General features: G+C 73.4%; 27 protein-coding genes. 10 read left to right on the top strand and 17 right to left on the bottom strand.

Features of this window, described 5'->3' with window-relative positions; genetic code table 11:
* Window positions 1–45: 45 nt before the first annotated feature.
* Window positions 46–978: a LysR family transcriptional regulator gene (locus HCN51_RS15755; protein WP_168010350.1), complete on the bottom strand. Its 933-nt coding sequence runs from the start codon at window positions 976–978 to the stop codon at window positions 46–48.
* Window positions 979–1074: 96 nt separating this feature from the next.
* On the opposite strand from HCN51_RS15755, the gene HCN51_RS15750 reads away from it, so the two are divergent.
* Entirely contained in the window at window positions 1075–1302 is a 228-nt protein-coding gene (locus HCN51_RS15750; RefSeq protein ID WP_168010349.1) for a DUF6158 family protein, read from the top strand.
* Window positions 1299–1541 (top strand): hypothetical protein, encoded by a 243-nt coding sequence (locus HCN51_RS15745; protein WP_155128200.1) that lies wholly within the window; start codon window positions 1299–1301, stop codon window positions 1539–1541. Before HCN51_RS15750 ends, HCN51_RS15745 begins: the two co-directional genes overlap by 4 nt.
* Window positions 1542–1645: 104 nt before the next feature.
* Here the strand turns inward: HCN51_RS15745 and HCN51_RS15740 are convergent, their stop codons facing one another.
* The 4 genes from HCN51_RS15740 to HCN51_RS15725 form a co-directional block, all read right to left on the bottom strand.
* Window positions 1646–2314: a hypothetical protein gene (locus HCN51_RS15740; RefSeq protein WP_168010348.1), complete on the bottom strand. Its 669-nt coding sequence runs from the start codon at window positions 2312–2314 to the stop codon at window positions 1646–1648.
* Complete coding sequence (locus HCN51_RS15735) at window positions 2311–3585, bottom strand: vWA domain-containing protein (protein WP_168010347.1); 1275 nt, start codon at window positions 3583–3585, stop codon at window positions 2311–2313. Before HCN51_RS15735 ends, HCN51_RS15740 begins: the two co-directional genes overlap by 4 nt.
* A 34-nt stretch (window positions 3586–3619) precedes the next feature.
* On the bottom strand, window positions 3620–4747 hold the full coding sequence (locus tag HCN51_RS15730) for an AAA family ATPase (RefSeq protein WP_168010346.1): 1128 nt from the start codon (window positions 4745–4747) through the stop codon (window positions 3620–3622).
* A gap of 71 nt (window positions 4748–4818) precedes the next feature.
* Window positions 4819–5772 (bottom strand): NADP-dependent oxidoreductase, encoded by a 954-nt coding sequence (locus HCN51_RS15725; protein WP_240972852.1) that lies wholly within the window; start codon window positions 5770–5772, stop codon window positions 4819–4821.
* A 58-nt stretch (window positions 5773–5830) separates the two neighbouring features.
* Between HCN51_RS15725 and HCN51_RS15720 the strand changes: the two genes are divergently transcribed.
* Both HCN51_RS15720 and HCN51_RS15715 read left to right on the top strand, forming a co-directional pair.
* Entirely contained in the window at window positions 5831–6241 is a 411-nt protein-coding gene (locus tag HCN51_RS15720) for a winged helix-turn-helix transcriptional regulator (RefSeq protein WP_168010345.1), read from the top strand.
* A gap of 53 nt (window positions 6242–6294) precedes the next feature.
* Window positions 6295–7074: a putative hydro-lyase gene (locus tag HCN51_RS15715; RefSeq protein WP_168010344.1), complete on the top strand. Its 780-nt coding sequence runs from the start codon at window positions 6295–6297 to the stop codon at window positions 7072–7074.
* On the opposite strand, the gene HCN51_RS15710 is transcribed toward HCN51_RS15715, so the two are convergent.
* On the bottom strand, window positions 7037–9256 hold the full coding sequence (locus HCN51_RS15710; protein WP_168010343.1) for an excinuclease ABC subunit UvrA: 2220 nt from the start codon (window positions 9254–9256) through the stop codon (window positions 7037–7039). The two genes, HCN51_RS15715 and HCN51_RS15710, sit on opposite strands and share 38 nt — an antisense overlap.
* 52 nt (window positions 9257–9308) lie before the next feature.
* Between HCN51_RS15710 and HCN51_RS15705 the strand changes: the two genes are divergently transcribed.
* Window positions 9309–9920, top strand: a complete 612-nt coding sequence (locus tag HCN51_RS15705) for a TetR/AcrR family transcriptional regulator (protein ID WP_168010342.1) — start codon at window positions 9309–9311, stop codon at window positions 9918–9920.
* Here the strand turns inward: HCN51_RS15705 and HCN51_RS15700 are convergent.
* Window positions 9862–10458: an AAA family ATPase gene (locus HCN51_RS15700; RefSeq protein WP_168010341.1), complete on the bottom strand. Its 597-nt coding sequence runs from the start codon at window positions 10456–10458 to the stop codon at window positions 9862–9864. The genes HCN51_RS15705 and HCN51_RS15700 overlap by 59 nt on opposite strands.
* 87 nt (window positions 10459–10545) lie before the next feature.
* On the opposite strand from HCN51_RS15700, the gene secY reads away from it, so the two are divergent.
* Complete coding sequence (gene secY, locus HCN51_RS15695) at window positions 10546–11835, top strand: preprotein translocase subunit SecY (protein ID WP_168010340.1); 1290 nt, start codon at window positions 10546–10548, stop codon at window positions 11833–11835.
* A gap of 96 nt (window positions 11836–11931) precedes the next feature.
* Here secY and HCN51_RS15690 read toward each other — a convergent pair whose 3' ends face one another.
* The 4 genes from HCN51_RS15690 to HCN51_RS15675 form a co-directional block, all read right to left on the bottom strand.
* Window positions 11932–12609, bottom strand: a complete 678-nt coding sequence (locus HCN51_RS15690) for a response regulator (RefSeq protein ID WP_428981539.1) — start codon at window positions 12607–12609, stop codon at window positions 11932–11934.
* Between the two features lie 116 nt (window positions 12610–12725).
* Entirely contained in the window at window positions 12726–13706 is a 981-nt protein-coding gene (locus HCN51_RS15685; RefSeq protein ID WP_168010338.1) for a sensor histidine kinase, read from the bottom strand.
* A 45-nt stretch (window positions 13707–13751) separates the two neighbouring features.
* Window positions 13752–14135, bottom strand: a complete 384-nt coding sequence (locus HCN51_RS15680) for a PPOX class F420-dependent oxidoreductase (protein ID WP_206067046.1) — start codon at window positions 14133–14135, stop codon at window positions 13752–13754.
* 45 nt (window positions 14136–14180) lie between these two features.
* Entirely contained in the window at window positions 14181–15092 is a 912-nt protein-coding gene (locus tag HCN51_RS15675) for a phosphotriesterase family protein (protein ID WP_168010337.1), read from the bottom strand.
* Between the two features lie 149 nt (window positions 15093–15241).
* Here HCN51_RS15675 and HCN51_RS59415 point away from each other — a divergent pair, with 149 nt between their 5' ends.
* Together HCN51_RS59415 and HCN51_RS15665 are read left to right on the top strand one after the other, a co-directional pair.
* Window positions 15242–15697 carry a TIGR02611 family protein gene (locus tag HCN51_RS59415; protein WP_168010336.1) on the top strand — a complete coding sequence of 152 codons (456 nt, stop codon included), beginning with the start codon at window positions 15242–15244 and terminating at the stop codon, window positions 15695–15697.
* Between the two features lie 69 nt (window positions 15698–15766).
* Entirely contained in the window at window positions 15767–16705 is a 939-nt protein-coding gene (locus tag HCN51_RS15665) for a TolB-like translocation protein (protein WP_168010335.1), read from the top strand.
* Window positions 16706–16743: 38 nt separating this feature from the next.
* Here HCN51_RS15665 and HCN51_RS15660 read toward each other — a convergent pair whose 3' ends face one another.
* The gene (locus tag HCN51_RS15660; protein WP_043632105.1) at window positions 16744–17064 is read right to left on the bottom strand and encodes a GroES family chaperonin; all 321 of its coding nucleotides are present in this window, start codon (window positions 17062–17064) and stop codon (window positions 16744–16746) included.
* 89 nt (window positions 17065–17153) lie between these two features.
* Window positions 17154–18089: an endonuclease/exonuclease/phosphatase family protein gene (locus tag HCN51_RS15655; protein ID WP_168010334.1), complete on the bottom strand. Its 936-nt coding sequence runs from the start codon at window positions 18087–18089 to the stop codon at window positions 17154–17156.
* Window positions 18090–18139: 50 nt separating this feature from the next.
* Here HCN51_RS15655 and HCN51_RS15650 point away from each other — a divergent pair, with 50 nt between their 5' ends.
* Window positions 18140–19396: an ArgE/DapE family deacylase gene (locus HCN51_RS15650; protein ID WP_168010333.1), complete on the top strand. Its 1257-nt coding sequence runs from the start codon at window positions 18140–18142 to the stop codon at window positions 19394–19396.
* Here the strand turns inward: HCN51_RS15650 and HCN51_RS15645 are convergent.
* Entirely contained in the window at window positions 19347–20639 is a 1293-nt protein-coding gene (locus HCN51_RS15645; protein WP_168010332.1) for an FAD-dependent oxidoreductase, read from the bottom strand. The genes HCN51_RS15650 and HCN51_RS15645 overlap by 50 nt on opposite strands.
* 114 nt (window positions 20640–20753) lie before the next feature.
* On the opposite strand from HCN51_RS15645, the gene HCN51_RS15640 reads away from it, so the two are divergent.
* Window positions 20754–21347 (top strand): TetR/AcrR family transcriptional regulator, encoded by a 594-nt coding sequence (locus HCN51_RS15640; protein ID WP_206067044.1) that lies wholly within the window; start codon window positions 20754–20756, stop codon window positions 21345–21347.
* 251 nt (window positions 21348–21598) lie between these two features.
* Here the strand turns inward: HCN51_RS15640 and HCN51_RS15635 are convergent, their stop codons facing one another.
* Genes HCN51_RS15635 through HCN51_RS15625 form a run of 3 tightly spaced genes read right to left on the bottom strand, consistent with a single transcriptional unit; the run spans window position 21599 to window position 24479 of the window.
* Window positions 21599–22399, bottom strand: coding sequence for an ABC transporter ATP-binding protein (locus HCN51_RS15635; protein ID WP_168010331.1), 801 nt, complete (start codon window positions 22397–22399; stop codon window positions 21599–21601).
* Entirely contained in the window at window positions 22399–23406 is a 1008-nt protein-coding gene (locus tag HCN51_RS15630; protein ID WP_168010330.1) for an iron chelate uptake ABC transporter family permease subunit, read from the bottom strand. The genes HCN51_RS15635 and HCN51_RS15630 overlap by 1 nt, the downstream gene beginning before the upstream one ends.
* On the bottom strand, window positions 23403–24479 hold the full coding sequence (locus HCN51_RS15625; RefSeq protein WP_346433658.1) for a FecCD family ABC transporter permease: 1077 nt from the start codon (window positions 24477–24479) through the stop codon (window positions 23403–23405). The genes HCN51_RS15630 and HCN51_RS15625 overlap by 4 nt, the downstream gene beginning before the upstream one ends.
* Window positions 24480–24507: the final 28 nt, after the last annotated feature.

Genomic DNA, 24507 nt, shown 5'->3' with positions numbered 1-24507 from the left:
GCGGTTCCCGGCGCGGAGGAGTATCACTTTGCCCCTATCGCCGTGTTATGGAGCGGTGCCGTAACCCGGGTTTCGTACCAGCCAGTCGTAGTAGACGGGGCTGCGGCGTACCGCGTCCATGTGGGCCTGTTTGGCCTGACCGACCACCCAGGCGGCCTCGGGCGCGGTGGGGTGGCGGCCGAGGAGCTGCCGCCAGCGCAGCGGCGCGCCGGCCAGCGGCACCATGACCAGCCCCTGCGCGGCCTGGTGGGTGGCCTGGCAGAGCACGACGGCCCGCCCGACCTGGGCGAGGTGGGCGCAGGTCGGCACGTCGGTCTCGTAGATCGTGCCCGGCGTGAACCCGGCCCGCGCGCACGCCATCGCGAAGCAGTCGGCGAAACAGCCGTCGCCGGGTGTCACCGCCCACTGCTCGCCGGCGAGGTCGGCCAGCTCCACCTCCTTCTCCTTGGCGACGGGATGGTCCTCTCCGACCAGGCAGAAGACGGGATCGAGGCTGATCGTCTCCCAGATGAGGGTGCCGGTGGGGGTGCCGGAGTCGCCGCACGCCCCGGTCAGGACGTAGTCGAGCCGGCCGAGCTCGACCATGCTGTTCAGCTCGTGCGTCGACCACGACGTGTACGTGCTGACCTTCCGCTCGGCGGCGAGCCGGTCGACCAGGCCCCCGAGTATCGGCCCGTTCGTGGCGCCGATGCGGAAGCCGGGGGAGGGGGTGTGAGCGAAACGTACGGCTTCGTCCTGCAGTTCTTTGGCTGCGGGGAGAAGGACGCGTGCCCGGTCGAGCACGAGTTCGCCGAGGCGGGTGGGCCTGGCGCCGTGGCGGTCACGCTCGAAGAGGGCGCCGCCGAGCACCCTTTCGATGCGCTTGAGCTGTGCGGTCAGGGCCGGTTGTGCCAGCCCGAGCAGGGACGCGGCCTTGCTCACACTTCCCGCGTCCGCGACCGCGCGGACGATCCTGAGGTGCCTGAGCTCGAGGTCCATAACGGGAAGGTAAGGCGACGATCTCTTACAAACAATGCCTATATGTCAGGAATTGTGACAGATATTGTTCGGGGGTTCCTGGGGTAGGGGGAGCGCATGACGACGATGGGAATAGATCCGGCCCAGCTCAGCGACGATGATCTCGTACGCGAGCTGCGCCAGCTGCACACCACCCGGAGCGATACTTTCTTCCACGGGTCCGACGACGCCCTCGACCGCCACACCTCCCGGACGAACGAGCTGGAGGCCGAGTACCTCCGCCGCTACCCCGACCGGGAGGTCGATCCGGCGCGGCTGAGAGAGGGAGCGAGGCAGCGGACATGACCGAACGCCACGACGTGCAGGCCCTGTCCGACCTGGACGTTCACGTGTACGAGGCGGTGGCCGCCCAATCCGTCGAGTCGGGCGGCGGCAGTGCCGGGCTCGACGGTGTGGTGCGGGCCTCGGGGCTGACGGAGGAGGAGGTACGGGCGAGCCTGGGCAAGCTGGTCGAGCAGGGGTACGTGGTGCCGTTCGGCGGCGGGTACGGGCTCGGGCCGCACACCTTCGAGGTCGAATACTGAGTGCTCGCACACGTTCGAGGTCGAATACTGAGCGCTGGCACACGTTCGAGGTCGAATACTGAGCGCTCGCATACCTTCGAGGCCGAGTGCTGGACGCCCGTACCTCATGGGCCGGGTGACGACAGGGCGCGGAGGACGGACGCCTGTTCAGCCGTGACGCCCGACGCGCGCTGGCGGGCCGCTTCGGCGGGCGTGAGCCCGGCCGCGCACCACGACGCCACCTCCTCCAACGGTACGGCGCCCCACCACGCGGCCATGACCTCGACCGCGGGCTGAGCGGTCCTGGCCGCCTCGGCCGCCGTGAAGCCCAGCGCCCTGAACACCCGGGCGTCCCCCTGGTCCACTCGCCGCCGCGCCCATTCCCCGGCCTCGGCCCCGTCCCACCCGGCGTCGGCGTACGAGCGCGCCACGTCGGCGGGCACCCCTGCCCGCAGCAGCCGGCGCAACGCGTCCACGACCCCGGGGCCGGGCTCGGGGACGGCCGGCCGCGACCACCAGGGGACCCGGCGCGGCCGCTCGCCGGCCAGGTGCCGGCGGGCGGCGTCGTGCGGGGCGCCCCCCAGTTCGTGCCAGCGCACCGCGTCCCGCGGGGCCATGCCGGCCCGCTGCCAGGTGACGACCGTGCGGGGCGTGGCGGCGGCCGTCCGCCAGAGCCGGGCGTCGGCGGGGGCGGTCACGCCCGCCTCCCGCCACGCCGCCGCCTCCTCGGGGCCGAACCCGGCCCCTCGCCATCTCCGCACCTCACCCTGCGTGAAGCCGTCCCACTCCGTCACCTGGCGCTCCTTTCCTGGGGTACGCGGACCACGCTCGCCCACGCGGGAACCGGGTGCCGATCGCCAGAGCCGGGGCGCGGGTCGGGGCCGAAGCCACGGCTGGGGTCACCGCTAAGGCTGGGGATAATGTTCGGGTCGAACAGGCAGACGATGACGTACGGGCGGGGGCGCCGCGCCGGCCACGGGGTGTCGCCGTCCGTGAGGACGATCACCACGTCGGCCCCGGCCGCCGCCTCGAACCCCGGCCGCAGGTCCGTGCCGCCGCCGCCCACCAGCTCCACCTGCGCCGCCGCCCGCACCCGCTGGGCCGGGTACGCCTCGGTGTCGCAGCAGATCACCTCCAGCCACCGGTGGCCGGTGGCGCGCAACACGCCGTCCAGCTCGGCGAGTGCCTGCTCCAGCACCGTACGGGTGACGCTGCCCGACGTGTCCACGACGACGGCGACGCGGGGGAGGGGCCGCACCAGGGCGGGCAGGACGATCGACGGCGCGGCGGCGGCCCGCCTGGACGGGCGGGCGTGGCTGTAGTCCACCCGGCCGGACGCCCGCGCCAGGCCCCTGCGGACGAGCCGGGCCAGCCGCGCCCGCCAGTCCACCTCGGGGCGGAGCGTCCGCTCGGCCCAGCGCCGCCACCCGCCGGGAGCGGTGCCCCTGGCCTCGATCTCCGCGGCCACCGCCCTGGACAGGAGCTCGCGCTCCAGCGCCGTCATCGCCTGCGGACCCGTGAAGGGAGGGCGGGCGCAGGGGGTCAGGTGGGGTGGCGGGTCGATGAGGTCGAGCAGGGCGGCGTACCGCTCGGCCAGCAGGCCGTCCGGCAGGCCGAGGGTTTCGGGGGAGATCGCGTCCGGCGGGGCGTCCCGCGTCAGGTCGTCGTTGATCTCGGCGTCGGCGGCGCGGGCCCAGCGCAGGGCCTCGTCCTGGTGCTCCTGGTACGGGTGGGCGCGGGTGTGGTGGTCCCTGAGGAGGTGGCCCACGTGGTGGAGCAGCCACCAGCCCAGCTCGGGCACGGGGGTGGCGGGGGTGGTGGCGGGGTTGAGGTGCAGGTTCCAGTGCTCGTCGGCGGCGGGACGGGGTGGGGCGTCCTCGTGGGGGAGCGGGGTGAGGGCGAACAGGGCCGAGGCCAGGTACGGGGCACGGGCGGCGGCCCACAACCGAGCGCCCGCGAAACGCTCCAGCACGGCCCGCTCGGCGGCCGGGCCAGTGGATGGGCCGGTGGATGGGCCGGTGGATGAGCCGGTGAATGGGGCAGGCGTCTCGTGAGGTTCGGTCATGGCGTGAGCTCCCTGGACCGCTCGTGAGGTTCGGTCATGGCATGAGCCCCGCGGACCGCAGGACGGGGGCCAGCTCCAGCACCGCCTGCGGCAGGGTGGCGCCGTGCGGGCGGCGGGCGGCGAGCGAGCGGGCGGCGGTGGCCGCCACGTCCGGGGTGCGGCGGGCGACGCGGCCGATCACCGTCCACGCCCGCTGCCACGCATCGGTGCTCCCGTCGGCGGCCACGTGCGCCACCACCGAGCCGAGCACGGCGTGCACCCGGTCCACCCGGTCGGGCAGCGGCGCGGTGGGGTCGGCGAGCAGGGTGGCCGGGTCGGGCAGGTCCAGGTCCCGCAGCCAGGACAGCAGCTCGAACCCGGCCGCCTCCCCGACCGCGCCGACCACCAGCTCGGCCCGCACCCGCTCCATCCCGGGTCCCGCCACCTCCACCCGCTCATAGGCGACAGGACCGCTGATCACGTCAAGAGAGGGGCCCTGCGTAGGTGTGAGGGCCGAGGTGCAGGCCAGGGCCGTGGCCGCGAGTTCCCACGTCCGAGGGCTGGGCCACGCCCGAGCCGGTCCGTCCGGCACCGCGAGCACCAGCTCCGGCCGTACCCGCAGAAAGGCCCCTACCAGCGCCCGGGCCCGCCCGGCCAGAGCGCCGCCGACCTGCCCCAAAGGGGCGGCCGGCGCGGGGAAGCCGCCGATGAACCCCTCCGCCACAGACTCGGCGCTGACCGTCCAGTCCAGGTGGATGAGCCGGTTGGCGAGCGGCGCCGACAGGTCCCACCCGTCGGCGGCCTGCTCGGGCGGGTTGGCGGCCGCGACGATCCGCACGGACGGGGGCAGCGCCAGGTCCCCGACGGCCCGCTCCAGCACCACCCGCAGCATGGCGGCCTGGACGGCGGGCGGCGCCGTGGTGAGCTCGTCCAGGAACAGGATGCCCGTCCCCGCGGCGGCCAGCCGTTCCGCCCAGCGGGGCGGCGCGAACCAGGTCTCCCGGTCGCGCAGCACCGGCAGCCCGGCGAAGTCGCTCGGCTCCCTGATCGAGCCGACCACGACCTCCACCGGCAGCCCGAGCCGCTGCCCGAGCGCCAGGACGGCCGAGGTCTTCCCGGTGCCGGGTGCTCCCCAGAGCAGGACCGGCAGGTTGGCCGCCACGGCGACCGACAGTGCGTCCATCGAAACCACCCCGCGTCAACTTTGATTGACTTGCCTATGAGGGTCAACATAGGTTGACGCGGGGTCGGATGTCAAATCTCCAGGACGAGCTTGCCGACGAAGTCGCCGCTCTCCATCAACGCGTGCGCCTTGGCCGCCTCGGCCAGCGGGAAGACGCGGTCCACGTGCACGGTCAGCGAGCCGTCCGCCACCAGCGCGGCCAGCGACGCCAGCGCCGCGTGGTCGGGCTCCACGATGAGCAGGCCCTGCCGCACCCCCGCCTTCGTGTACGCCTCCACGTCCTCGGGCGTCACCCCGGCGACCGCGATCAGCGCGCCTCCGGGCCGGATCAGCGGCAGCGACCTGGCCGGATAGTCCTTGCCGACGATGTCCACCACGAGGTCCACGCCGGACACGGCCGAGGCGAAGTCCGTGCCGGTGTAGTCGATCATCTCGTCGGCCCCGAGCCTCAGGACGAAGTCGTGCTTGGCGGCCCGCGCCGTGCCGATCACGTACGCTCCGCGCAGCTTGGCGACCTGCACGGCCAGGTGCCCGACCCCGCCCGCGGCGGCGTGGACGAGCACCCGCTGCCCCGGCGACACGTCGGCGATGTCGCCGAACGCCTGCCACACCGTCAGCCCCGGCATCGGCAGTGCCGCGGCCTGCGCGTGCGAGATCCCGGCCGGCTTGGACGCGAACTGCCGCGGCCTGGCCACGACGTACTCCGCGTAGGCCCCGCCGTAGAGCGGGAAGTTGACCATGCCGAACACCTCGTCGCCGGGCTTGAACCGGCCGACGTAGGCGCCGACCTGCTCGACGACGCCCGACACGTCCCAGCCGGGGACGAGCGGCGGCTCGGTGTAGTCCGGCGGGTACGGGGTGCGCCGCAGCTTCCAGTCGGGCGGGTTGACGCCCGCGGCCTTGACACGTACCAGCACCTCATGGGGGGCCGGCGCGGGCCGCGGAATGTCGGCGAGCTCCAGCACCTCTGGCTCGCCGAACGAACGGTAGACGATCGCGCGCATCTTCTCTGTCACACCGACCATGCTGGTGAAGGCCGGTATCCGTTGTGAAGAAGGCACTTCTGCGGTATTCAGGTACCTGATGGATACCACGTTTCCCGACCTACGCCAGTACGGCGGCGCCGACGCGTTCCTCCAGGCGTGCAAGCCGCGCACGGTGCTCGACATCTTCACCAACAAGTGGACGGGCCTGGTGCTGGGCGCGCTGCTCGACGGGCCGCGGCGCTTCAACGAGCTGCGCAGGATGCTCGACGGCATCACGCAGAAGATGTTGTCGCAGACCCTGCGCGCCTTGGAGCGCGACGGGCTGATCGTGCGCACCGTCTACCCGACGATCCCGCCGCGGGTCGACTACGAGCTCAACGAGCTGGGGCGCAGCGTCGTCGGCGTGCTGCGCTCGATCGGCGAGTGGGCGGGCGAGCACGCCGACGAGGTGATCGCGGCCAGGCAGGCGTACGACGAGCGCGCCAAGGAGCCGGTCAAACCCGTGTGACGAGCGGGCCGCGACGGTGGACCTGCGCAGGCCGCGCTCCTACGCTCGAAGGCGTGGACGTCGCCGACCTGAGCCCCGCGCAGGCGCGGGAGCGCTTCCGCACCGGTGAGCGGGTGCCCACCGCGGGCTGGTGCCAGGGCTGGACGCAGGCCAACCTCATCGCCGTGCCCAAGCGGCTGCGGTACGAGCTGCTGCTGTTCGCCCACAGAAACCCCCAGGCGTGCCCGGTGCTCGACATCGGGGAGCCGGGGGCGTGGTCCACCGAGCTGTTCGGGGGTGACCTGCGGACCGACCTGCCCGGCTACCGGCTCTACCGGGGCGGCGAGGCGGTCGCCGACCTCGACGACGTGGTGGAGGAGTGGCGCGAGGACCTGGTGCCGTTCCTGATCGGGTGCAGCTTCACCTTCGAGCGGGCGCTGCTGAACGCCGGGGTGCCGGTGCGGCACCTGGAGTCGGGCACGAACGTGCCGATGTACGTCACGAGCGTGCCCTGCCGCTCGACCGGCAGCCTGTCGGGGCCGCTGGTGGTGTCGATGCGGCCGATCCCGGGCGAGCTGGTGCGCACCGCGATCGAGGTGAGCGGCCGGTACCCGCTGGTGCACGGGGCGCCGGTGCACATCGGCGATCCGGCCGCGATCGGGGTGGACGACCTCGCCCGGCCCGACTACGGCGATCCGGTGGAGGTGCGGGCGGGGGAGGTGCCGGTGTTCTGGGCGTGCGGGGTGACGCCGCAGGCGGCGGTGCTGGCCAGCGGCATCGACTTCGCGATCGGCCACCTGCCGGGGCACATGGCGATCATGGACGTCCGGGACGACGACTATCTAGAGCCTTAGCGAGATATTTCGCCGTATGGGTGGAGGCGTGGGCCAGCGCGGCCGGCGTCCCCTCGAACACCACCCTGCCCCCGTGCTGCCCCGCCTCCGGCCCCAGGTCGATCACCCAGTCGGCCCGCTTGACCACGTCGAGGTCGTGCTCGATGACGATCACCGTGTTGCCGTCGTCCACGAGCCGGTCGAGCAGCGCCAGCAACGTGTCCACGTCCGCCATGTGCAGCCCGGTCGTCGGCTCGTCGAAGACGTACACCCGCCCCCGCTCGCGCAGCCGGTGCGCCAGCTTCAACCGCTGCCGCTCCCCGCCCGACAGCGTGCTCAGCGGCTGCCCCAGCGTCAGGTAGCCGAGCCCCACCTCGCTCAGCCGGGCCACGCCCGGCAGCTCGAACACCGCCGCCGCCTCGACCGCCGTCATCGCCAGCACGTCCGCGATCGTCCGCCCGGCCACCCGGTACGACAGCGCCTCGCCGCTGTACCTGCTGCCGCCGCACGCCTCGCACACCCGCGTCACCGGGTCCATGAACGCCAGGTCCGTCCTGATCTCGCCGCGCCCCTTGCACACCGGGCACGCCCCGGCCGAGTTGAAGCTGAACATGCCCGGCGCCACCCCGTGCGCCTCGGCGAACAGCCTGCGCAGCGGGTCCATCGCGTTCAGGAACGTGGCGGGCGTGGAGCGCGGGGAGGCGGCGATGGCCGACTGGTCGATGAGGACCGTCTCCGGATGCCGCGCCATGAGCTCCTGCCGCATCAGCGTGCTCTTGCCCGACCCGGCGACGCCGGTGACGGCCGTCAGCACGCCGAGCGGCACGTCGACGGTGACGTTCCTGAGGTTGTGGGCGTTCGCGCCCGCGATCGTGAGCCGGCCGGTCGGCTCGCGCACGCGTTCCTTGAGCGGGGTCACCCGGCGCAGCATGCGGCCGGTCAGCGTGCCGCCGGCGGCGAGCCCCGCCACCGTGCCCTCGTAGACGACCCGCCCACCCTCGGTGCCGGCGCCCGGCCCCAGGTCCACGACGTGGTCGGCCAGCTCGATCAGGTCGCGGCTGTGCTCGACGACCAGCACCGTGTTGCCCTTGTCGCGCAGCTCCAGCAGCAGGTCGCCCAGCCGGTGCACGTCGCGCGGGTGCAGCCCGACGCTCGGCTCGTCGAAGATGTAGGTCATGCCGGTCAGGCTGCTGCCCAGGTTGCGCACGGTCTTGAGGCGCTGCGCCTCCCCGCCCGACAGGGTCGGCGTCTCGCGGCCGAGGCTGAGGTAGCCGAGCCCGATGGCCTCGATCCTGCGCAGCGACTCCACGGCCGCCTCCGCCACCGGGTCGTCGAGGCGTTCGAGCACCTCGATGAGGTCGGTGACCTCCATCGCGGCGTAGTCGGCGAGGTTGCGGCCGTCGATCCTCGATGCCAGCGCGGCCGCGTTGAGCCGCGCGCCGCCGCAGGTGGCGCAGGTGCGCTCGCGCACGTACGGGCGGGCCTCCTCGTCCACGTGCTCGCGCGCCCGCCGCAGGTAGAGCCGGTTGAAGCGGAGCACCACGCCCTCGTACGTGTTCATGTACCTGCCCCGCTTGACCTTGAACCCGCTCCCGCGCAGCAGCAGCTCCCGCTCCTCGCCGGTGAAGTCGCGCAGCGGCTTGTCGGGGTCGAACAACCCCGACTCGGCGTAGATCTGCCACGGCGCCGAGCCGATCGGGTGCAGGGCCAGGGCGCCCTGGTTGAGCGACAGATCGGGGTCGATCAGCTTGTCCAGGTCGACCTCGACCGTCCGGCCCAGCCCGTCGCAGCCGGGGCACATGCCCTGCGGGTCGTTGAAGCTGTAGGCGCTGGCCAGCCCCGCCGACGGCGTGCCGCGCCGCGAGAACAGCACCCGCAGCAGCGCCTGCACCTCGGTCATCGTGCCCACGGTCGAGCGGGCGCCGCCGCCGACCGGCTTCTGGTCGACGACGACGGCCGCCGTCAGGTTCGCCATGCGCTCGGCTCTCGGCCGCTCGTGCTTGGGCAGCCGGTGCCTGACGAACGCGCTGAACGTCTCGCCCAGCTGCCTTTGCGACTCCACCGCGATCGTCCCGAACACGACGGACGACTTCCCGGAGCCTGACACGCCCGTGAACACCGTCAGCCGCTCCTTGGGCAGGCGCAACGAGACGTTCTTGAGATTGTTCTGCCGCAGCCCGATCAGCTCGATGTCACGCGACACGCAGACTCACCCCCATAGCTAGAGCTACTACTATTAGCCTAAGCTATCGGGCATGGCTGACATTTCCGACCGCAGAGCCCGCCGCAGGGCCGAGACGCAGGCCGAGATCCTCGACATCGCGCTCGACGTCATGGCGGAGGAAGGGGTGGCGGGGCTGAGCCTGGCGACCGTCGCCCGGCGCCTGGGGGTGCGGCCGCCCTCGCTCTACAAGTACTTCCCGTCGCGGCACGCGGTCTACGACGCGCTGTTCAAGCTGGGACAGGAGGGTTACCTCGCCGCCGTGCGCGCCCCCGGTGAGCCTGGCCTGCGCGGGATGGGGGCCTCGCTGGAGGCCGGCGCCCGGTGGATCATGGACAACCAGGTGCTGGCGCAGCTCCTGTTCTGGCGGCCGGTGCCCGGATTCACCCCTTCGCCCGAGTCGTACGCGCCCGCGCTGGCCATCCACGAGCACTTCGCCACCCTCATCAGGGACGCCGTCCGGCGCGGCGAGCTGCACCCCGACGCCGCCAGCGAGGAGGGCCTGGCCCTGGCCGCCAGCCTCATCGCCGGGCCCGTCTCCCAGCAGCTCGCCAACGAGCCCGGCGCCACCTACGAGGAGGGCCGCTTCACCCGGCTCGTTCCCCGGCTGCCCGCCGTGTTCGCGGCGGTATACCCGCCGCCGTGAGCTGCGCCCCGACCGCCGGCGCGCCCCGCCGATTGTCGATCTCCAGATGCGGTACGACCGGCGGCTCGTCCACCCGGATCGCCCGCAGATAGGCGTCGAACGCCGCCAGCTTGCCCGCGTCCCGCCCGAAACCCCTGGCCGTCAGCCGCGCGCGCAGCGTCGGCCCGTCGGAGCGCACCCACAGCAGCCGCACCGGCGCCCCGCCCAGCTCCGCCACCCACCGCGCCCACGCGGCCGCGTCGTGCACCTGCGTGGTGAACGGCCCGTCCAGCATGACCGGGCAGCCGTGCTCCCTGATCTGCCGGGCGATCCTCGTCAGCCCGGCGTACTCGTGCCGCTTGATGTGCTCGTCGTACCAGGGGCCCTCGCGCTCGCCGTCGGGGCGGCCATGGGCCCGCAGCACCTCGGCCACGAAATCGCCGTACACGGTGTCCTTGTCGAGCAGCGCGGGCACCGGGGACAGGCGGGCCAGCAGCTCGGCCGCCACCGTCGACTTGCCCGCCCCCGGCGGCCCGCTGATCACCCAGAGCGTGCTCACCCGATCACCGTATACGCGGATCTGCGTACGCCGGTGCCTCGCCTCGGCGGACGACCGCGCCCCCGCCCGCGAGCAGACTCGGTGCCCATGCTGACCGTCTTGACCCGAGTCTTCCGGACGCCAGAGCTGCGCGGGAAGGTGCTGTTCACCCTGGGGATCGTCGTGCTGTTCCGGCTGGGACAGCTCCTGCCCGCCCCCGGCGTGGACATCGTGGTGGTGCGCCGGTGCATCGGCTCCGCCGGCGGCGGCCTGTTCGACATGGTGCAGATGCTCAGCGGCGGCGCCATGCTCCAGCTGTCCGTGTTCGCGCTGGGCGTCATGCCGTACATCACGGCGAGCATCGTCATGCAGCTCCTCGCCGTCGTCATCCCCAGGCTGGACGCGCTCAGGAAGGAGGGACAGAACGGCCAGGCGAAGATCACCCAGTACACCCGGTACGCCACCGTCGGCCTCGCCGTCCTGAACGCCGGCACGGTCGTCACCCTCGCCCGCACCGGCCGCCTCCTGCCCGGCTGCACCCAGCCGCTGCTGCGCGACGACGGGCTGCTCGCCGTCACCGTCATCGTGCTCACCATGGTCGCCGGGGCCTGCGCCGTCATGTGGCTCGGCGAGCTGATCACCGAGCGCGGCGTCGGCAACGGCATGTCGCTGCTCATCTTCACCCAGGTCGTCGCCGTGTTCCCGGCGTACCTGTCGAAGATCTTCGTGCTCAGCCCCGTGAGCTTCGTCGTCATGATCGTGGCCGGGCTGTTCCTCGTGGCCGCCGTCGTGTTCGTCGAGCAGGCGCAGCGGCGGGTGCCGGTGTCGTACACCAAGCGGCTCATCGGCAACCGCACGTTCGGCCAGAACACCTACATCCCCATGAAGGTCAACCAGGCCGGCATCGTGCCCGTCATCTTCACCTCGTCCCTGCTCTACCTGCCCACGCTGGCCGCCCCCCTCCTCGGGCCCGGAGCGCGGGCGTGGGTCGAGCTCAACCTCACCTCCGGGACGCACCCGCTCTACATGACGGCGTACGTGCTGCTCATCGCCGGGTTCGCCTACTTCTACGTGTCCATCACCTTCAACCCCGAGGAGGTGGCCGACGGCATCCGCAAGTACGGCGGCTTCGTCCCCGGCATCCGGCCCGGCCGGCCCACGGCGGCCTACCTCGCGTACGTGCTCAGCCGGCTCACCGCACCCGGAGCGCTGTACCTCGCGGTGCTGGCGCTGCTGCCGCTCGTCGCCTTCGCGATCCTGCGGGACCCGGGGACGCAGCAGAACTTCCCGTTCGGCGGGACCAGCATCCTGATCATGGTGGGGGTGGGGCTCGACACCGTGAAGCAGATCGAGGCCCAGCTCCAGCAACGCAACTACGAAGGCTTCCTGAAGAAGTGACGCGCGCAGCCGGGACGGGTGTTCAGCGGCGGTGGCGGTGCGTGCACGGCGGGGGCGTGCGTTCAGCGGCGGTGCGTGCTCAGCGGGGGCGGGTGCTCAGCCGGGGAGGGCGAGGCCGGCGCGCATCGCGAACACCACGAGCTGCGCCCGGTCCCTCGCCCGCAGCTTCACCATCGCGCGGCTCACGTGCGTGCGCACGGTGTCGGGGCTGATCGTCAGCTCCCTGGCGATCTCCTCGTTCGACCGGCCCGTGGCCACCCACGCCACCAGCTCCCGCTCGCGCGGCGTCAGCGTCTCGATGCCCTCCACCGGGCGGGCGTCGCCCTGCCTGCCGAACAGGCCGATGACCTTCCTGGTGATGGCCGGCGACAGCAACGCCTCACCGGCGGCCACCACCCGGACGGCGTTGACCAGCTCGTCGGGGGCGCTGTCCTTGAGCAGGAACCCGCTCGCGCCGGCCTGGAGGGCGGTGAAGACGTACTCGTCCACGGCGAACGTCGTCACCACCACGATCCGGGTGCCGCGCAGCTCCGGGTCGCCGGCGATGGCGCGCAGGGTGGCCAGGCCGTCCAGGCCGGGCATGCGGATGTCGAGCAGCAGGACGTCGGGGCGGGTGCGCCGGATCAACGCCAGCGCCGCCTGCCCGTCACCTGCCTCGCCCACGCACTCCATGCCGGGCTCCCGCTCCAGCAACGCCCGTAGTCCCATCCGCACCACGGCCTGATCATCGGCCACCGCGACCCTGATCACGCCCGGCGCCGCATCACCGCTCATGCCCGGCGCCACGTCGCCGCTCATGCCCCGCACCGTGTCGCCGCTCATGCCCCGCACTGTGTCGCCGCTCATGCCCCGCGCCGTGCCGTCGTTCGCGCCCTGGGCCGTGTCGCTGCTCATGCCGAGACCTGCGGGAACCTGGCCTCCACGCGGAACCCGCCGCCCTCGCGCGGACCCGCCGTGAACCGGCCGCCCGCCTCGGTGACCCTGGCCCGCATCCCGGCCACCCCACGACCCTCGCCCGCGCCGGCGTCCGCGCCCGTGGGGCCGATGCCTCGGTCGGTGACCTCCAGCACGAGCTCGCCCGGGGCCTCCGTGACGCGCACGAGTGCCCGGGTCGGGCCCGCGTGCCGCAGCACGTTCGTCAGGGACTCCCGCACCACCCGGTAGACGGGGCCGTGGAGGTGCGGGGGCACGGTGAGAGCCGGGGGCTCGACGTCCACGGGCAGGCCCGCCGCCCGGACGCCGTCGATGAGCGCGGCCAGGTCGCCGGCGGGCGGGTCGATGCCGTCGAGCGCCGCCCGCAGGTGGGCGAGCGCCGTCGTGCTGGTCTCCTTGATCGCGAGCAAGGACGCCCGCGCCTGCTCGGGGTCGTCGTCGAGGGTGACGAGCGCGAGGCCGGCCTGCATGGCGATGGCGGCCAGCCCGTGACCGGCCGCGTCGTGCACCTCACCGGCGATCCTGGCCCGCTCCCGCGCCAGCACGGACTCCGTGTCGGGGGCCGGGTGCCAGGGGCGGACGGTGGTGAACGGGGCGACGCGGGCGGCGGGGATGCCCCATGCCACCGACGCGGGCCGGCCGGTCGCGGGCAGAAGGCCGTCGTCCGGTGGAAGGCCCTGCGACTGGGTGGCGACGGGCGGCAGGACCGGTGGCTGGTCGGTGGCCGGGGTCTGGAGCTGGGGGGTCTCGGCGTCGGCGGCCGCCGCGGCGGCGGCCGCGCGGGCCTGGGCGAGGCCGCTGAACGACCACGGGACCGCCAGCCATCCGGCCCACGCCAGCATGACGACGACGGGCACGTCGCCCAGCCGGCTCAGGCGCGACAGTGCGGCGAGCGGCCTGCGCAGACGCCCGGTGCTCCGCGTGTCGTCGGTCGCCATCCCCCCACCCGTTCAGGCTCGTGTAGCCCCGATCCTAGCGAGCTTTCACACCTTCCGGCTCGATCGGGACCCGTCCAGCCCCCACGAGATGATCTTGGTGGGGGAGAGGCGGATGACCTCCCGGGAGAAGAACGGCACGGGCGGCTCGACGTCGGTCAGCGCGACCGCCGTGCCGCGGATCTCGATGCCCCGCGCCACCCAGGGGTCGACGGAGGCGAGGTCGTCCACGACGAAGGCGATCGTGCTGCCGCGCTGGATGTTCTTGAACTTCTTGGAGATGCCGAGGGCGTGCCCGCCGATGACGATGGTGCCGTCCTGGACGAAGAAGCCGACCGGGTTGTTCTGCACCTGCCCGTCGGGGCCGACGGTGGCGAGGCGGCCGAGCCGCTGGCCGGCGAGGTAGTCGAGTTCCGCTGCTGTGAAGATCATGCCGCCCAGTCTGCAACCTTGACGTTGGTTGAGGTCAAGTCAGGGTCAGGCGGCGAACCCGTCGGTCAGCCAGCGCAGCGGGTTGTCGTGGGTGATCAGGCGGATCACGTCCTCGCTGGTGCCCGCCTCGCGCAGGCGCGGCAGCAGGGCGTGGAACAGGTGCGCGTACCCGGGCCCGTCGTAGCGGCGCACCTGCGCCACCCGGCTGAGGCCGGTGCTGAGCAGCAGGCGGCCGGCGTGGCCGTCCTCGATGAGGCCGAGCGCGAGCCTGGCGGCCTGGTCGGCGCCCAGGCCGAGCGCGCCGAGGCTGACGTACGCGCCCGACTCGGCGATCTTCCTGGCCGCGCCCAGGTCGGTGCCCGCGTAGCCGACGGCGATGCGGGAGCCGGGCAGGTTCTGGCCGAGCAGGATCTCCAGGAGGGCCAGGCCGTTCCTGCCGTGGGTGGCGACGGGCAGGCGCGAGCGGAGGGAGGCGCGGGCGGCGGCGACCAGGCAGCGCTCCTCGCGGGCCGTCGGCTCGGGGCCCCAGGAGCCGACCTCGCCGATGACGCCCGGGAAGACGCCGGTCCCGTCCACGCCGCTGACGATCTCCTCCATGAGGCGGGCGGTGAGGCTGTCCACGTCCTCGTCGCCGACGTTCGTGAACGGCTCGGCGAACAGGCCGGTCGAGGCGATGACCGGCACCCGGCTGCCGGCGGCGATGCGCGCGAGCGCGGCGGCGTCGCGGCCCATGCCCATGCAGGTCAGCTCGACCACGAGCCCGAGCTGCTCGGACTGGCGCAGCTCGCGCAGCTCCGCGCTGACCGTCATCTCCTCGTCGAGCCAGCGGTGCGGGTCGGAGTCGATGCCGACCGCCCAGCGCATGTCGGTACGCAGGTGCTCATGGGGGAGGACGGTGCCGTCGATGGCGGCCACGCGTACAGGGCCGGTGACGGTACGGAGCAGAACCTCGGGCATAACGCACATTAACCGATGTTTGCCGGATAAAGGCTGCTCAGGCGGGAAATTTTACCGGTCATGGGGTTTGGTGGTTTGCTAGTCGTCTGCAAGTGGCCATGCCGGGCAGGGTCGTATCCTGGGACGCACACCGACTGCCGGGGGGACTTGTGGCGATTCGTAACTCCGACACCGGCGAAGCCGACGTGATCAAGGACGAGGCCGCCGAGCACTCGAGCATGCCCGGACGCCGCTCCGGCTTCAAGGGCTGGCTCGACGGCGTGCGCTCCACCCGTACGGGCGCGCTCACCCTGAAGATCGTCGTCGGCGTGATCGGCGCCATCATGGTCGTGGGCGGGCTCATCATGGTGCCGTTCCCCGGGCCGGGCTGGCTCGTGGTGTTCGCCGGGCTGGCGGTGCTGGCCACGGAGTTCCACTGGGCGCACAAGGTGCTGGAGTTCGGCAAGCAGACGCTGCACGCCTGGACCGAGTGGTACAAGCGGCAGGGCTGGATCGTGCGCATCCTCGTGCTCCTCGTCACGGTGGCCGCCGCCGCGGTGATCGTCTACTTCGGCCTGCTCACGCTGGGCATCGACGTCATCGAGATCGCGCAGCGCTTCGTCTAGCACCGCACATCCAGACCCGGTCGTTATCGGGGCGGGGAATCGCCCGTCCGGCTGCCTAGTGTGCGAGGCGTGATCGCTCATCTCGCCGTCGCGCTGTCCCTGCTCTTCTCGGTCCCTGTCACGGCAGCTCCCGCCGCGCGGGCGGAGGTGGTCCTGCCCGGCACCGGCGGGGTGACCTACCGCGAGCAGGCGGGCGATCCGGTACGCCTGGCCGCCTACGGCCTCGGCACCAAGCGCGCCTATCTCAGGTCCGCCACCGGCAACGCCTTCACCTGGGAGAAGACGTTGTCGGAGGTGTCGATCTCGCCGGACGGCCGCTGGACGGCCGGCGTGCCCCGCGCCTACCGCTCGGGCTATGACCATCTCGTCGTCACCGACCGCACCACCGGCAGGTCCGCCACCATCCGCACGGTGAAGCAGCCGATGACCGCCTCCTACGCCTCGTGGGCGCGTGACGGCAGGCGCGTGGCGCTCACGGTCGAGCGGAAGGTCAGCGGCACGTGGCGGGTGCTCGGTTTCACGGTCGTGGACGTCGTCTCCAGAACCGCCCGCACGGTGCGGATCTCCGGGCTGAGCGCGGGGGCGGGCTTCTGGTGGAGCCCGGGCGGCGACCTCGTCACCCGGCACGGCGCCGGCCTGCGCGTGCACCGGGCCTCCGACGGGGCGGTGCTGCGCACGTACGCGGGCGCGGGGCTGCCGACGGGCCCCGAGGACCCGTTCTCGCCCTCCGGCAAGCGGCTGCTCACCTGGTGCCCGTCGCGCTTCGCGGAGCACCTGTGCCTGGTGGACCCGGCCACGGGCCGGATCGCCGCGCGGGTGGCGGCGCGGCCGGCGGCGGTGCTCGGCTGGTGGGACGACGGCCACCTCATCGCCGTCGTGCCGCACCGCGGCGCCTACCGCCTGTCGGTGCTCGACCTCGGCGGCAGGCTCACGCGCGTGCTGGCCGGCGTGCCCGCCCGGACGTGGGCCGCCGACCTGTGGCTGTCATTCGTCCACGGTCACAGGTAGAGGCGGTCACAGGTAGAGGCGGTCACAGGTAGAGGCGGTCACAGGTAGAGGCCGGTGCCGTGGTCGGTCTCCTGGGTGGCGACGGCGTGCAGGTCGCGCTCGCGCATCACCAGGTAGACCTTGGCGTGCACCTCCACCTCGAACTGGTCTTCGGGGTTGAACAGCACCTTGTCGCCCACCTTGACCGAGCGCACGTTCGTGCCGACGCCGCACACCTCGCCCCAGGCCAGGCGGTTGGCCATCTTGACCGTCGCGGGGATGACGATCCCGGAGCCGCTGCGCCGCTCCTCGGCCTCCTGCTCCAACCTGATCATGACCCGGTCGTGCAGCATCTGAATCTCGAACTTGGGCTCTACCACAGGCTCAAGTTTACGAGCAGGCGGACGCGCGCTCCCCCAGGATGCCCACACCGGCCGCCCCGCCGCCGGTGCCACCGCCATGGGGCCGGTTACGGCAGCCTGAGCTCGGCGAACACCGGCCGGTGATCGGTGCCGTGCAGCGTCAGCACCTGGAAGTCGCGCACCGCCATCCGCGAGTCCGCCAGCACGTGGTCGATGGTCACCCCGGGGGAGTACAGCCACGACCCGAACTGCGGCCACGTCGCCACGAACCCCCGCCCCATCACGTCGGCCGCGTCCCGGTACCCCGACGCCAGCAGGTCGCGCACCGGCAGGTGGTCGAGCGTGGCGTTGAAGTCGCCCGCCAGCACGCGCGGCGCCGCCCCGCCACCCCTGGGCAGCGCCTCCAGCCCGGCCCGCCAGCACGGCTGCCGCCCGGCCCGCTTGGGAGCGCACGGGTGCACGGAGACGACCTCGACACGGTCCCCGTCCGAGTGCGTCAGCCAGGCTCTGGCCTGCCCGAACGCGCCGAGCTTGATGAAGCCGCCGTCCTTGAGCGGATGCCGCGCGTACACGGCGGAGCCGCCCACCCCCGTCAGCGGGCGGGTGACCGCGTACCGGAGGGTGCGGCGCAGCCCCGCCTCCTCCAGCCGCCGCATGGCGTCCGGGGTGAGCTCCTGCAGGGCCAGCACGTCCGGCTCCAGCCGCTCGACCAGGGCGACCAGCTCCGCCGTGTCCGCCTGGCCGACCATCAGGTTGGCCGCCAGCACCCGCAGCACCGGCCCCTCCGCGTCGGGGTTGCCGTCGGCGAGCGCGCGCGGCAGCACGGCCGGCACCAGTGCCAGCACCGACACGAGCGCGACCGTGCCCGCCGCCCACCGCCGCAGCACGCAGGCCACGGCCAGGCCGAGCACCGCCGCGCACACCGCGTACGGCGTGTACGCCACCGCCGGCACCCACGGCCAGTCCGGTTCGAATCCGCTCAACCGCACCGCCGCCCACAGGGCGAAGGGCACCACCATGATCCAGCTCGTCCATGTCCGCACGGCCTGTATCGCCACAAAGCGCCATCCGGGTTCATGAGAAGGTGTGCACCATGCACGACGCAGAAGCCCGGGTCCTGAACGCCATCGACGAGACCTGGACCGTGAACCTGCTGGCCGAGACCGTCAGGGTCCCCAGCGTGACCGGCACCGACGCCGAGTCCGACCTGCAGCACCGCATGGCCCGCCTGCTCACCGAGGCCGGCATGGACGTGGACGTCTGGAAGCTCGACCTCGGCGACCTGACCGCCCGCCCCGGCTTCCCCGGCACCGAGGCGCCGAGGGGGGAGGGGTACGGCGTCGTGGCCGTCACCCCGGGTGGCGAGGGCCCGCCCGCGCTGGCGCTGCAGGGCCACGTGGACGTCGTGCCGACCGGCGACCTGGCCAAGTGGGAGGGCAGCGACCCGTTCGCCGCCCGCATCACCGGCGGCACCCTGCACGGCAGGGGCGCCTGCGACATGAAGGCCGGCCTGGTCGCCAACCTGGCCGTGGCCCACGCGATCAAGCAGGCCGGGATCGAGCTGGCCAGGCCGCTGGCCGTGCACTGCGTGATCAGCGAGGAGGACGGCGGGCTGGGGGCGTTCGCCACCCTGGACCGGGGGCACACGGCCGAGGCCGCGGTGATCAGCGAGCCGACCAGCGGCGCGATCATCACCGCGAACGCGGGCGCGCTGACGTTCCGGCTGGAGATCGCCGGGCGGGCCGCGCACGGCGCCACCCGCTACGAGGGCGTCAACGCGATCGAGGCGTTCTGGCCCGTGTTCCAGGCGATCAGGCGGCTGGAGGCCGAGCGCAACCGGGACGTGCCCGAGCTGTTCGCGGGCAACGCGATGCCGTACCCGATCGAGATCGGCACCGTGCACGCCGGCGACTGGGCCAGCACCGTGCCCGACCTGCTGGTCGCCGAGGGGCGGCTCGGCGTGCGGCTGGACGAGGACCCGGCGGCGGCGCGGGCGGCGTTCGAGGAGGCGGTCGCGGACGTCGCCGACCCGTGGCTGCGCGCGAACCCGCCGGTCGTGACCTGGCCGGGCGGGCAGTTCGCCAGCGGCCGGCTGCCGGCCGGGCACGAGCTGCTCGACCAGGTCGGCCGGGCCGTCGAGGACACGACCGGGGCCCGGCCCGCCCAGACGGCGGCGCCGTACGGGAGCGACCTGCGGCTCTACGCGGCGGGCGGCATCCCGACGCTGCACTACGGCCCCGGGGACGTGCGGTTCGCGCACGCCCCCAGGGAGCAGGTCGAGCTGAAGGAGCTGCTCGACGTCACGCGGGCACTGGCACTGCTCGCTGTGCGCCGCTGCGCAGCACTCTGAGCAGCGCCGGAGGGCTCATCAGCGACTGCGGCGGGTCGTAGAGGTTCGTCACCCGCAGGAAGCGGCGCGTCAGCTCCGCGTCGTGCGCGGCGGCCGCGTGGTAGCGGTCGAGGTAGGCGCCGATCAGCCGGGCCTTCGCCGGCATCCGCCCGTCACCGACGGGCATGCGCAGGTCGGCGCCGACCGTGAGCTCCCACGGGGTGTCCACGACGGCCGCGATCCGGCGGAAGAACGCCGCCGCGCCCAGGTCGGGGTCGAGCAGCGCCCTGGCCTCCATGGCCGCGACCGTCATGCCCTGGCCGTACAGCGGGTTGAACGCGCAGACCGCGTCCCCGGTGACCAGCAGGCCGCCGGGGAAGGAGGTCAGCCGCTCGTAGCGGCGCCTGATGGCGGCCGGCGTGTGGTACGCCCGCGGCTCCCCGAGCGGCTCCGCGGCCGTGATCAGATGGTGCAGGTCCGGTGCGGTGAGGGTGGCGGCGTAGGCGGCGAAGTCGGCCGGGGCGAACGGCGGGTCCTCGCCGTAGGCGGCCAGCGTCACCACCCAGCGCTCGTCCTCCAGCGCCAGCGCCACCCCCGCCCGCGGCACCTCGGGCGTGGGCGCGACGACGGCGACCAGGTCACCGGCGAGATGGTCGTCGCGGCGGCGGAACTCGCGCGTCGCGTACCTCAGGTCGATCGCCACCCGCTCCTCGCGCGGCGGCCGGCAGCCCAGCTCGCCCAGCCAGAACGGCGTGCGCGAGCCGCGGCCCGAGGCGTCCACGACCAGGTCGGCCGGGATCGCCTCCCCGCTCGCCAGCCGCACCCCCGTGACGCTGCCCGCCCGCGTCAGCAGGCCCGTGACCGTCCGCTCGGCCAGCACCCGCACCCCCGGTAAGGCGCTCACCCTGCGCCGCACCTGGCCTTCGAGCAGCGGCCGGCTGACCAGCAGCCCCGTCAGCCCGCTGTGGCCCCGCGCCAGGCGGCGGCCCGCATGGACGTGGCGGGCCCGGTCCTGAAGGTCGCCCCTGATCGCGCCCTGCGCGACGAGCTCGGCCGAGAGGCCGGGCAGCAGCTCGTCCATGGTCTCGCTGCCCCTGGCGAGCAGGCCGTGCGCGTGCCGGCTCTGCCCGGCGCCCCTGCGATGGGCGTCCACCGCCGGGAGCGCGTCCCGATCGAGCACCGTGACCTGCGCGAACCTGCGGTGCAGCGCCGCGGCGGACAGCAGGCCCGCGATGCTCGCCCCGATGACGACGGCGTGGTCCATGTGGTCTCCCCCTGTGAAGCCGTTGTGAGCATTCGGCAGAGGGTCGCCCGCGGATGGATTTCCTTCCACGTCCTTTGGCGCGTTCCAGCGCCGATGATTTGGACTAAAGTCCGGATGGTGCGGGAGACATCGCTGGAGCTGCTCATGAGCCGGCCCGTCCAGGAGCGGGCGGACGCGGCACGCAACCGGGAGAAAGTGCTGGCCGCGGCGGCGCGGCTGTTCGCCGAGAAAGGCGTGGACGCGGTGTCCATGGACGCCGTCGCGGCCGAGGCCGGCGTCGGCAAGGGCACGCTGTTCCGGCGCTTCGGTGACAAGGCGGGGCTGGCGGTCGCGCTGCTCGACGCACGCGAGCGCGACCTCCAGCAGCGCATCCTGTCCGGGCCGCCGCCGCTCGGGCCCGGCGCGCCCGCCCGCGAGCGGCTGGTCGCCTTCGTCCGCGCCTACCTCGACTTCCTGTTCGCCCACCTCGACCTGGTCCGCATGTCGGAGACGGCCAGCCCGGGCGCCCGCTACCGTATCGGGTCCTACTGGTTCTGGCACCGGCACGTGGCGATCCTGCTCGCCCAGTCCAGGGGCGGCGACGCCGACGTCCTGGCGCACACGCTGCTGGCGGCGATGCAGGCGGAGCTGGCGGACGTCCTCCAGACGGAATACGGCCGCGACCGCACGCTCACCGCCCTCACCACCCTCGCCACCACCCTCACCTGACCCCCCGCACGCACGGCCCGGCCCCGGGGTCCAGCGCGGCGCGCGGCGTGGGGTGGAGCGTGGCCCGGCTCCGGGGGCGCGCGAAGGCGCGGCGCACGGCCCGATCCCACCGCTGCGGAGGCGCGGGGTGCGGGCGGCGCGAGGCGCGGGATGGAGCGATGCGCGATGGCGCCCGAGGGGGCGAAGGCGACGCGTGCCTCGCCCTCCCTCCTCCCCAGAAGGACCCCGCCGAAGTACGGCGGGAGGGGGCGTCAGGACGAGGCGGGGACGCGGCGCCGGGCCTCGGGGACGATGAGGGGCGTGCCCGACTGCGGGTCCTGGATGATCTCGCAGCGCAGCTCGAACACCTCCCGCACCAGCTCCGGCGTGACGATCTCGGTGGGATCCCCTTCGGCCACGATGGTCCCGCCGCGCATCACGATCAGATGCGTCGCGTACCGGCAGGCCTGGTTCAGGTCGTGCAGCACCGCCACCATCGTCCGCCCCTGCTCGTGCAGGTCCGCGCACAGATCCAGCACCTCGATCTGGTGGGAGATGTCCAGGAACGTGGTGGGCTCGTCGAGCAGCAGGATGGGCGTCTCCTGGGCCAGCGCCATGGCCAGCCACACCCGCTGCCGCTGCCCGCCCGACAGCTCGTCCACGATCCGGTCGGCGAGCTCGGCGACGTCGGTGGCGCGCATGGCCTCCGACACGGCGGCCTCGTCGGCCTTCGACCACTGCCGCATGAGCTTCTGGTGCGGGTAGCGGCCGCGGGCGACGAGGTCGGCCACGGTGATCCCGTCGGGGACGATGGAGCTCTGGGGGAGCAGGCCCAGCCGCCGCGCCACTTCCTTCGACGGCAGCGAGGTGATGACCTCGCCGTCGAGGTGCACGGCGCCGGTCTTGGGCTTGAGCATCCTGGCCAGCGCCCGCAGGAGGGTGGACTTGCCGCAGGCGTTCGGGCCGATGATCACGGTGAAGGACTCGTCGGGGATCGTCACGTTCAGGCCCGTGGCCACGACGCGCTGGTCGTAGGCGAGGGTGAGGCCGGTGCCGGAGAGACGGCAGTCCATCAGCGGCGATCCTTTCGCAGGAGCAGGACGAGGTACGTGCCGCCGATGGCGGCGGTCAGCACACCGACGGGCAGCTGGGTGGGGGCGAGCACGCGCTGGGCGGCCAGGTCGGCGGCGGTGAGCAGCACGGCGCCCATGAGGGCGGAGGAGGCGAGGGTCACGCCGGGGGAGCGGGTCAGCCGGCGGGCGAGCTGCGGCGCGGCCAGCGCGACGAAGACGACGGGCCCGGCGGCGGCGGTGGCGACGCCGGCGAGCAGCACGCCGGCGGTGACGGCGACGGCGCGGACGGCTTCGACCTTGATGCCCATGGCCTTGGCGGCGTCGTCGCCCATCTCCATCATCCGCATGGGCCGGGCGATGAACGCGCACAGCGGCAGCAGCACGAGCAGCGCCAGCGCCACGGGGACGGCGTGGTCCCAGCCGCGCCCGCTGAGGCTGCCGGTGAGCCAGGCGCCGGCGTTGGCGGCGTCGTTGATGTTGGCCCTGGTGAGAAGGTAGGAGTTGACCGCCAGCAGCAGCGCGTTCGCGCCGATGCCGACCAGCACCAGCCGGTAGCCCTGGACGCCGCCCCGGTAGGCGAGCGCGTACACGAGGACGGCGGTCACGACGCAGCCGGCCAGGGCGCCGCCGGCGATCGTCATGGCGGAGCCGCCCGCGACGACGGCGAGGATGCCGCCGGTGGAGGCGCCGGCGGTGAAGCCGATGAAGTCGGGGCTGCCGAGGGGGTTGCGGGTCAGGCTCTGGAAGATGGCCCCGCTCAGGCCGAACGCGGCCCCGACGAGCAGCCCGGTCACCACGCGGGGGGCGCGCAGCTTGCCGACGATGAGCTCGGCGACGGGCGTGCCCTGCCCGAAGATCGCGGAGATGATGTCGGGGACGGGCACGGTGAACTCGCCCGTGGACAGGGCGGCGACGGTGACGGCGAAGCCGGCCGCGACGAGGACGACGCTGACGAGCAGGGCGCGCGGCGCGAGCCGTACGGACCAGGGGCCGACGCGGACGTTCACAGCGCCGCCACCCTCTTCCGCCGGGCGAGGATGATGAAGATCGGCGCGCCGAGGACCGCCCACACGATGCCGACCTGCACCTCTCCCGGCCGGGCGATGAGCCGGCCGATCACGTCGGCGCCCAGCAGCAGCACGGGCGCGGCCAGCGCCGAGTACGGCAGCACCCACCGCTGGTCGGGCCCGACCAGGGCGCGCACGGCGTGCGGCACGATGAGCCCGACGAACACCAGCGGCCCGGCCGCGGCGGTGGCGGCGCCGCACAGCAGGGTGACGGCGACGCCGGTGAGGATCCTGGTCCTGTTCACGGCCACGCCGAGCGCCTTGCCGGCGTCGTCGCCGAGGGCGAGCATGTTGAGCGGCCTGGCGAGGAGCAGCCCGAGCACGAGCCCGGCGATCATGAACGGGGCGAGCCGGACCAGCGTGTCGGCCGTCTGCCCGGCCAGCGAGCCGGTCAGCCAGAACCGCATGCGGTCGAAGGTCTGGGGGTCCATGCGCAGGATGGCGGAGGCGATGGCCGTACAGACCATGCCGAACGCGACTCCGGCCAGGGCCAGGCGGACGGGGCTGGAGCCGGAGCGGCCGGCGGAGGCCAGCGCGTAGACGACGACGGAGGCCAGCGCCGCGCCGCCGAAGGCGAACCACACGTAGACGACGGGGTCGGTGAGCCCGAACAGGCCGAGCGCGAGCGTGACGCCGAGCGCGGCGCCCTGGTCGATGCCGAGCAGCCCGGGGTCGGCCAGCGGGTTGCGGGTCAGGCTCTGCATGAGCGCGCCGGCCAGCCCGAGCGTGGCGCCGACGCCGAGGCCGAGCAGCGTGCGCGGGACGCGCAGCTCGCGGATGACGGTGTGGTCGCTGGAGCCGTCCGGCGCCACGAACGCGTCGATCACGGTGGAGAACGACACGGAGCGGGCGCCCAGCGCCACGCTCGCCATGGCGACCAGCGCCAGCACGCCGGCCGTGACGATCAGCCCGGCGACGAGCACCGAGGGCCGCCCCTTGGCCTTGCGCCCGTCGTCGGGCCCGCCGTCCCGCTGTTCCGCTCCGGCCGTGACCGTTATCTCAGCCGGGCGCACCCGACCCCCTCTCGTAGCGAGTCAAACT

This window comes from Nonomuraea composti (genome assembly GCF_012034275.1).
Classification (GTDB): Bacteria; Actinomycetota; Actinomycetes; order Streptosporangiales; family Streptosporangiaceae; genus Nonomuraea; species Nonomuraea composti.
This window is presented reverse-complemented; position numbering and strand designations above follow the sequence as displayed.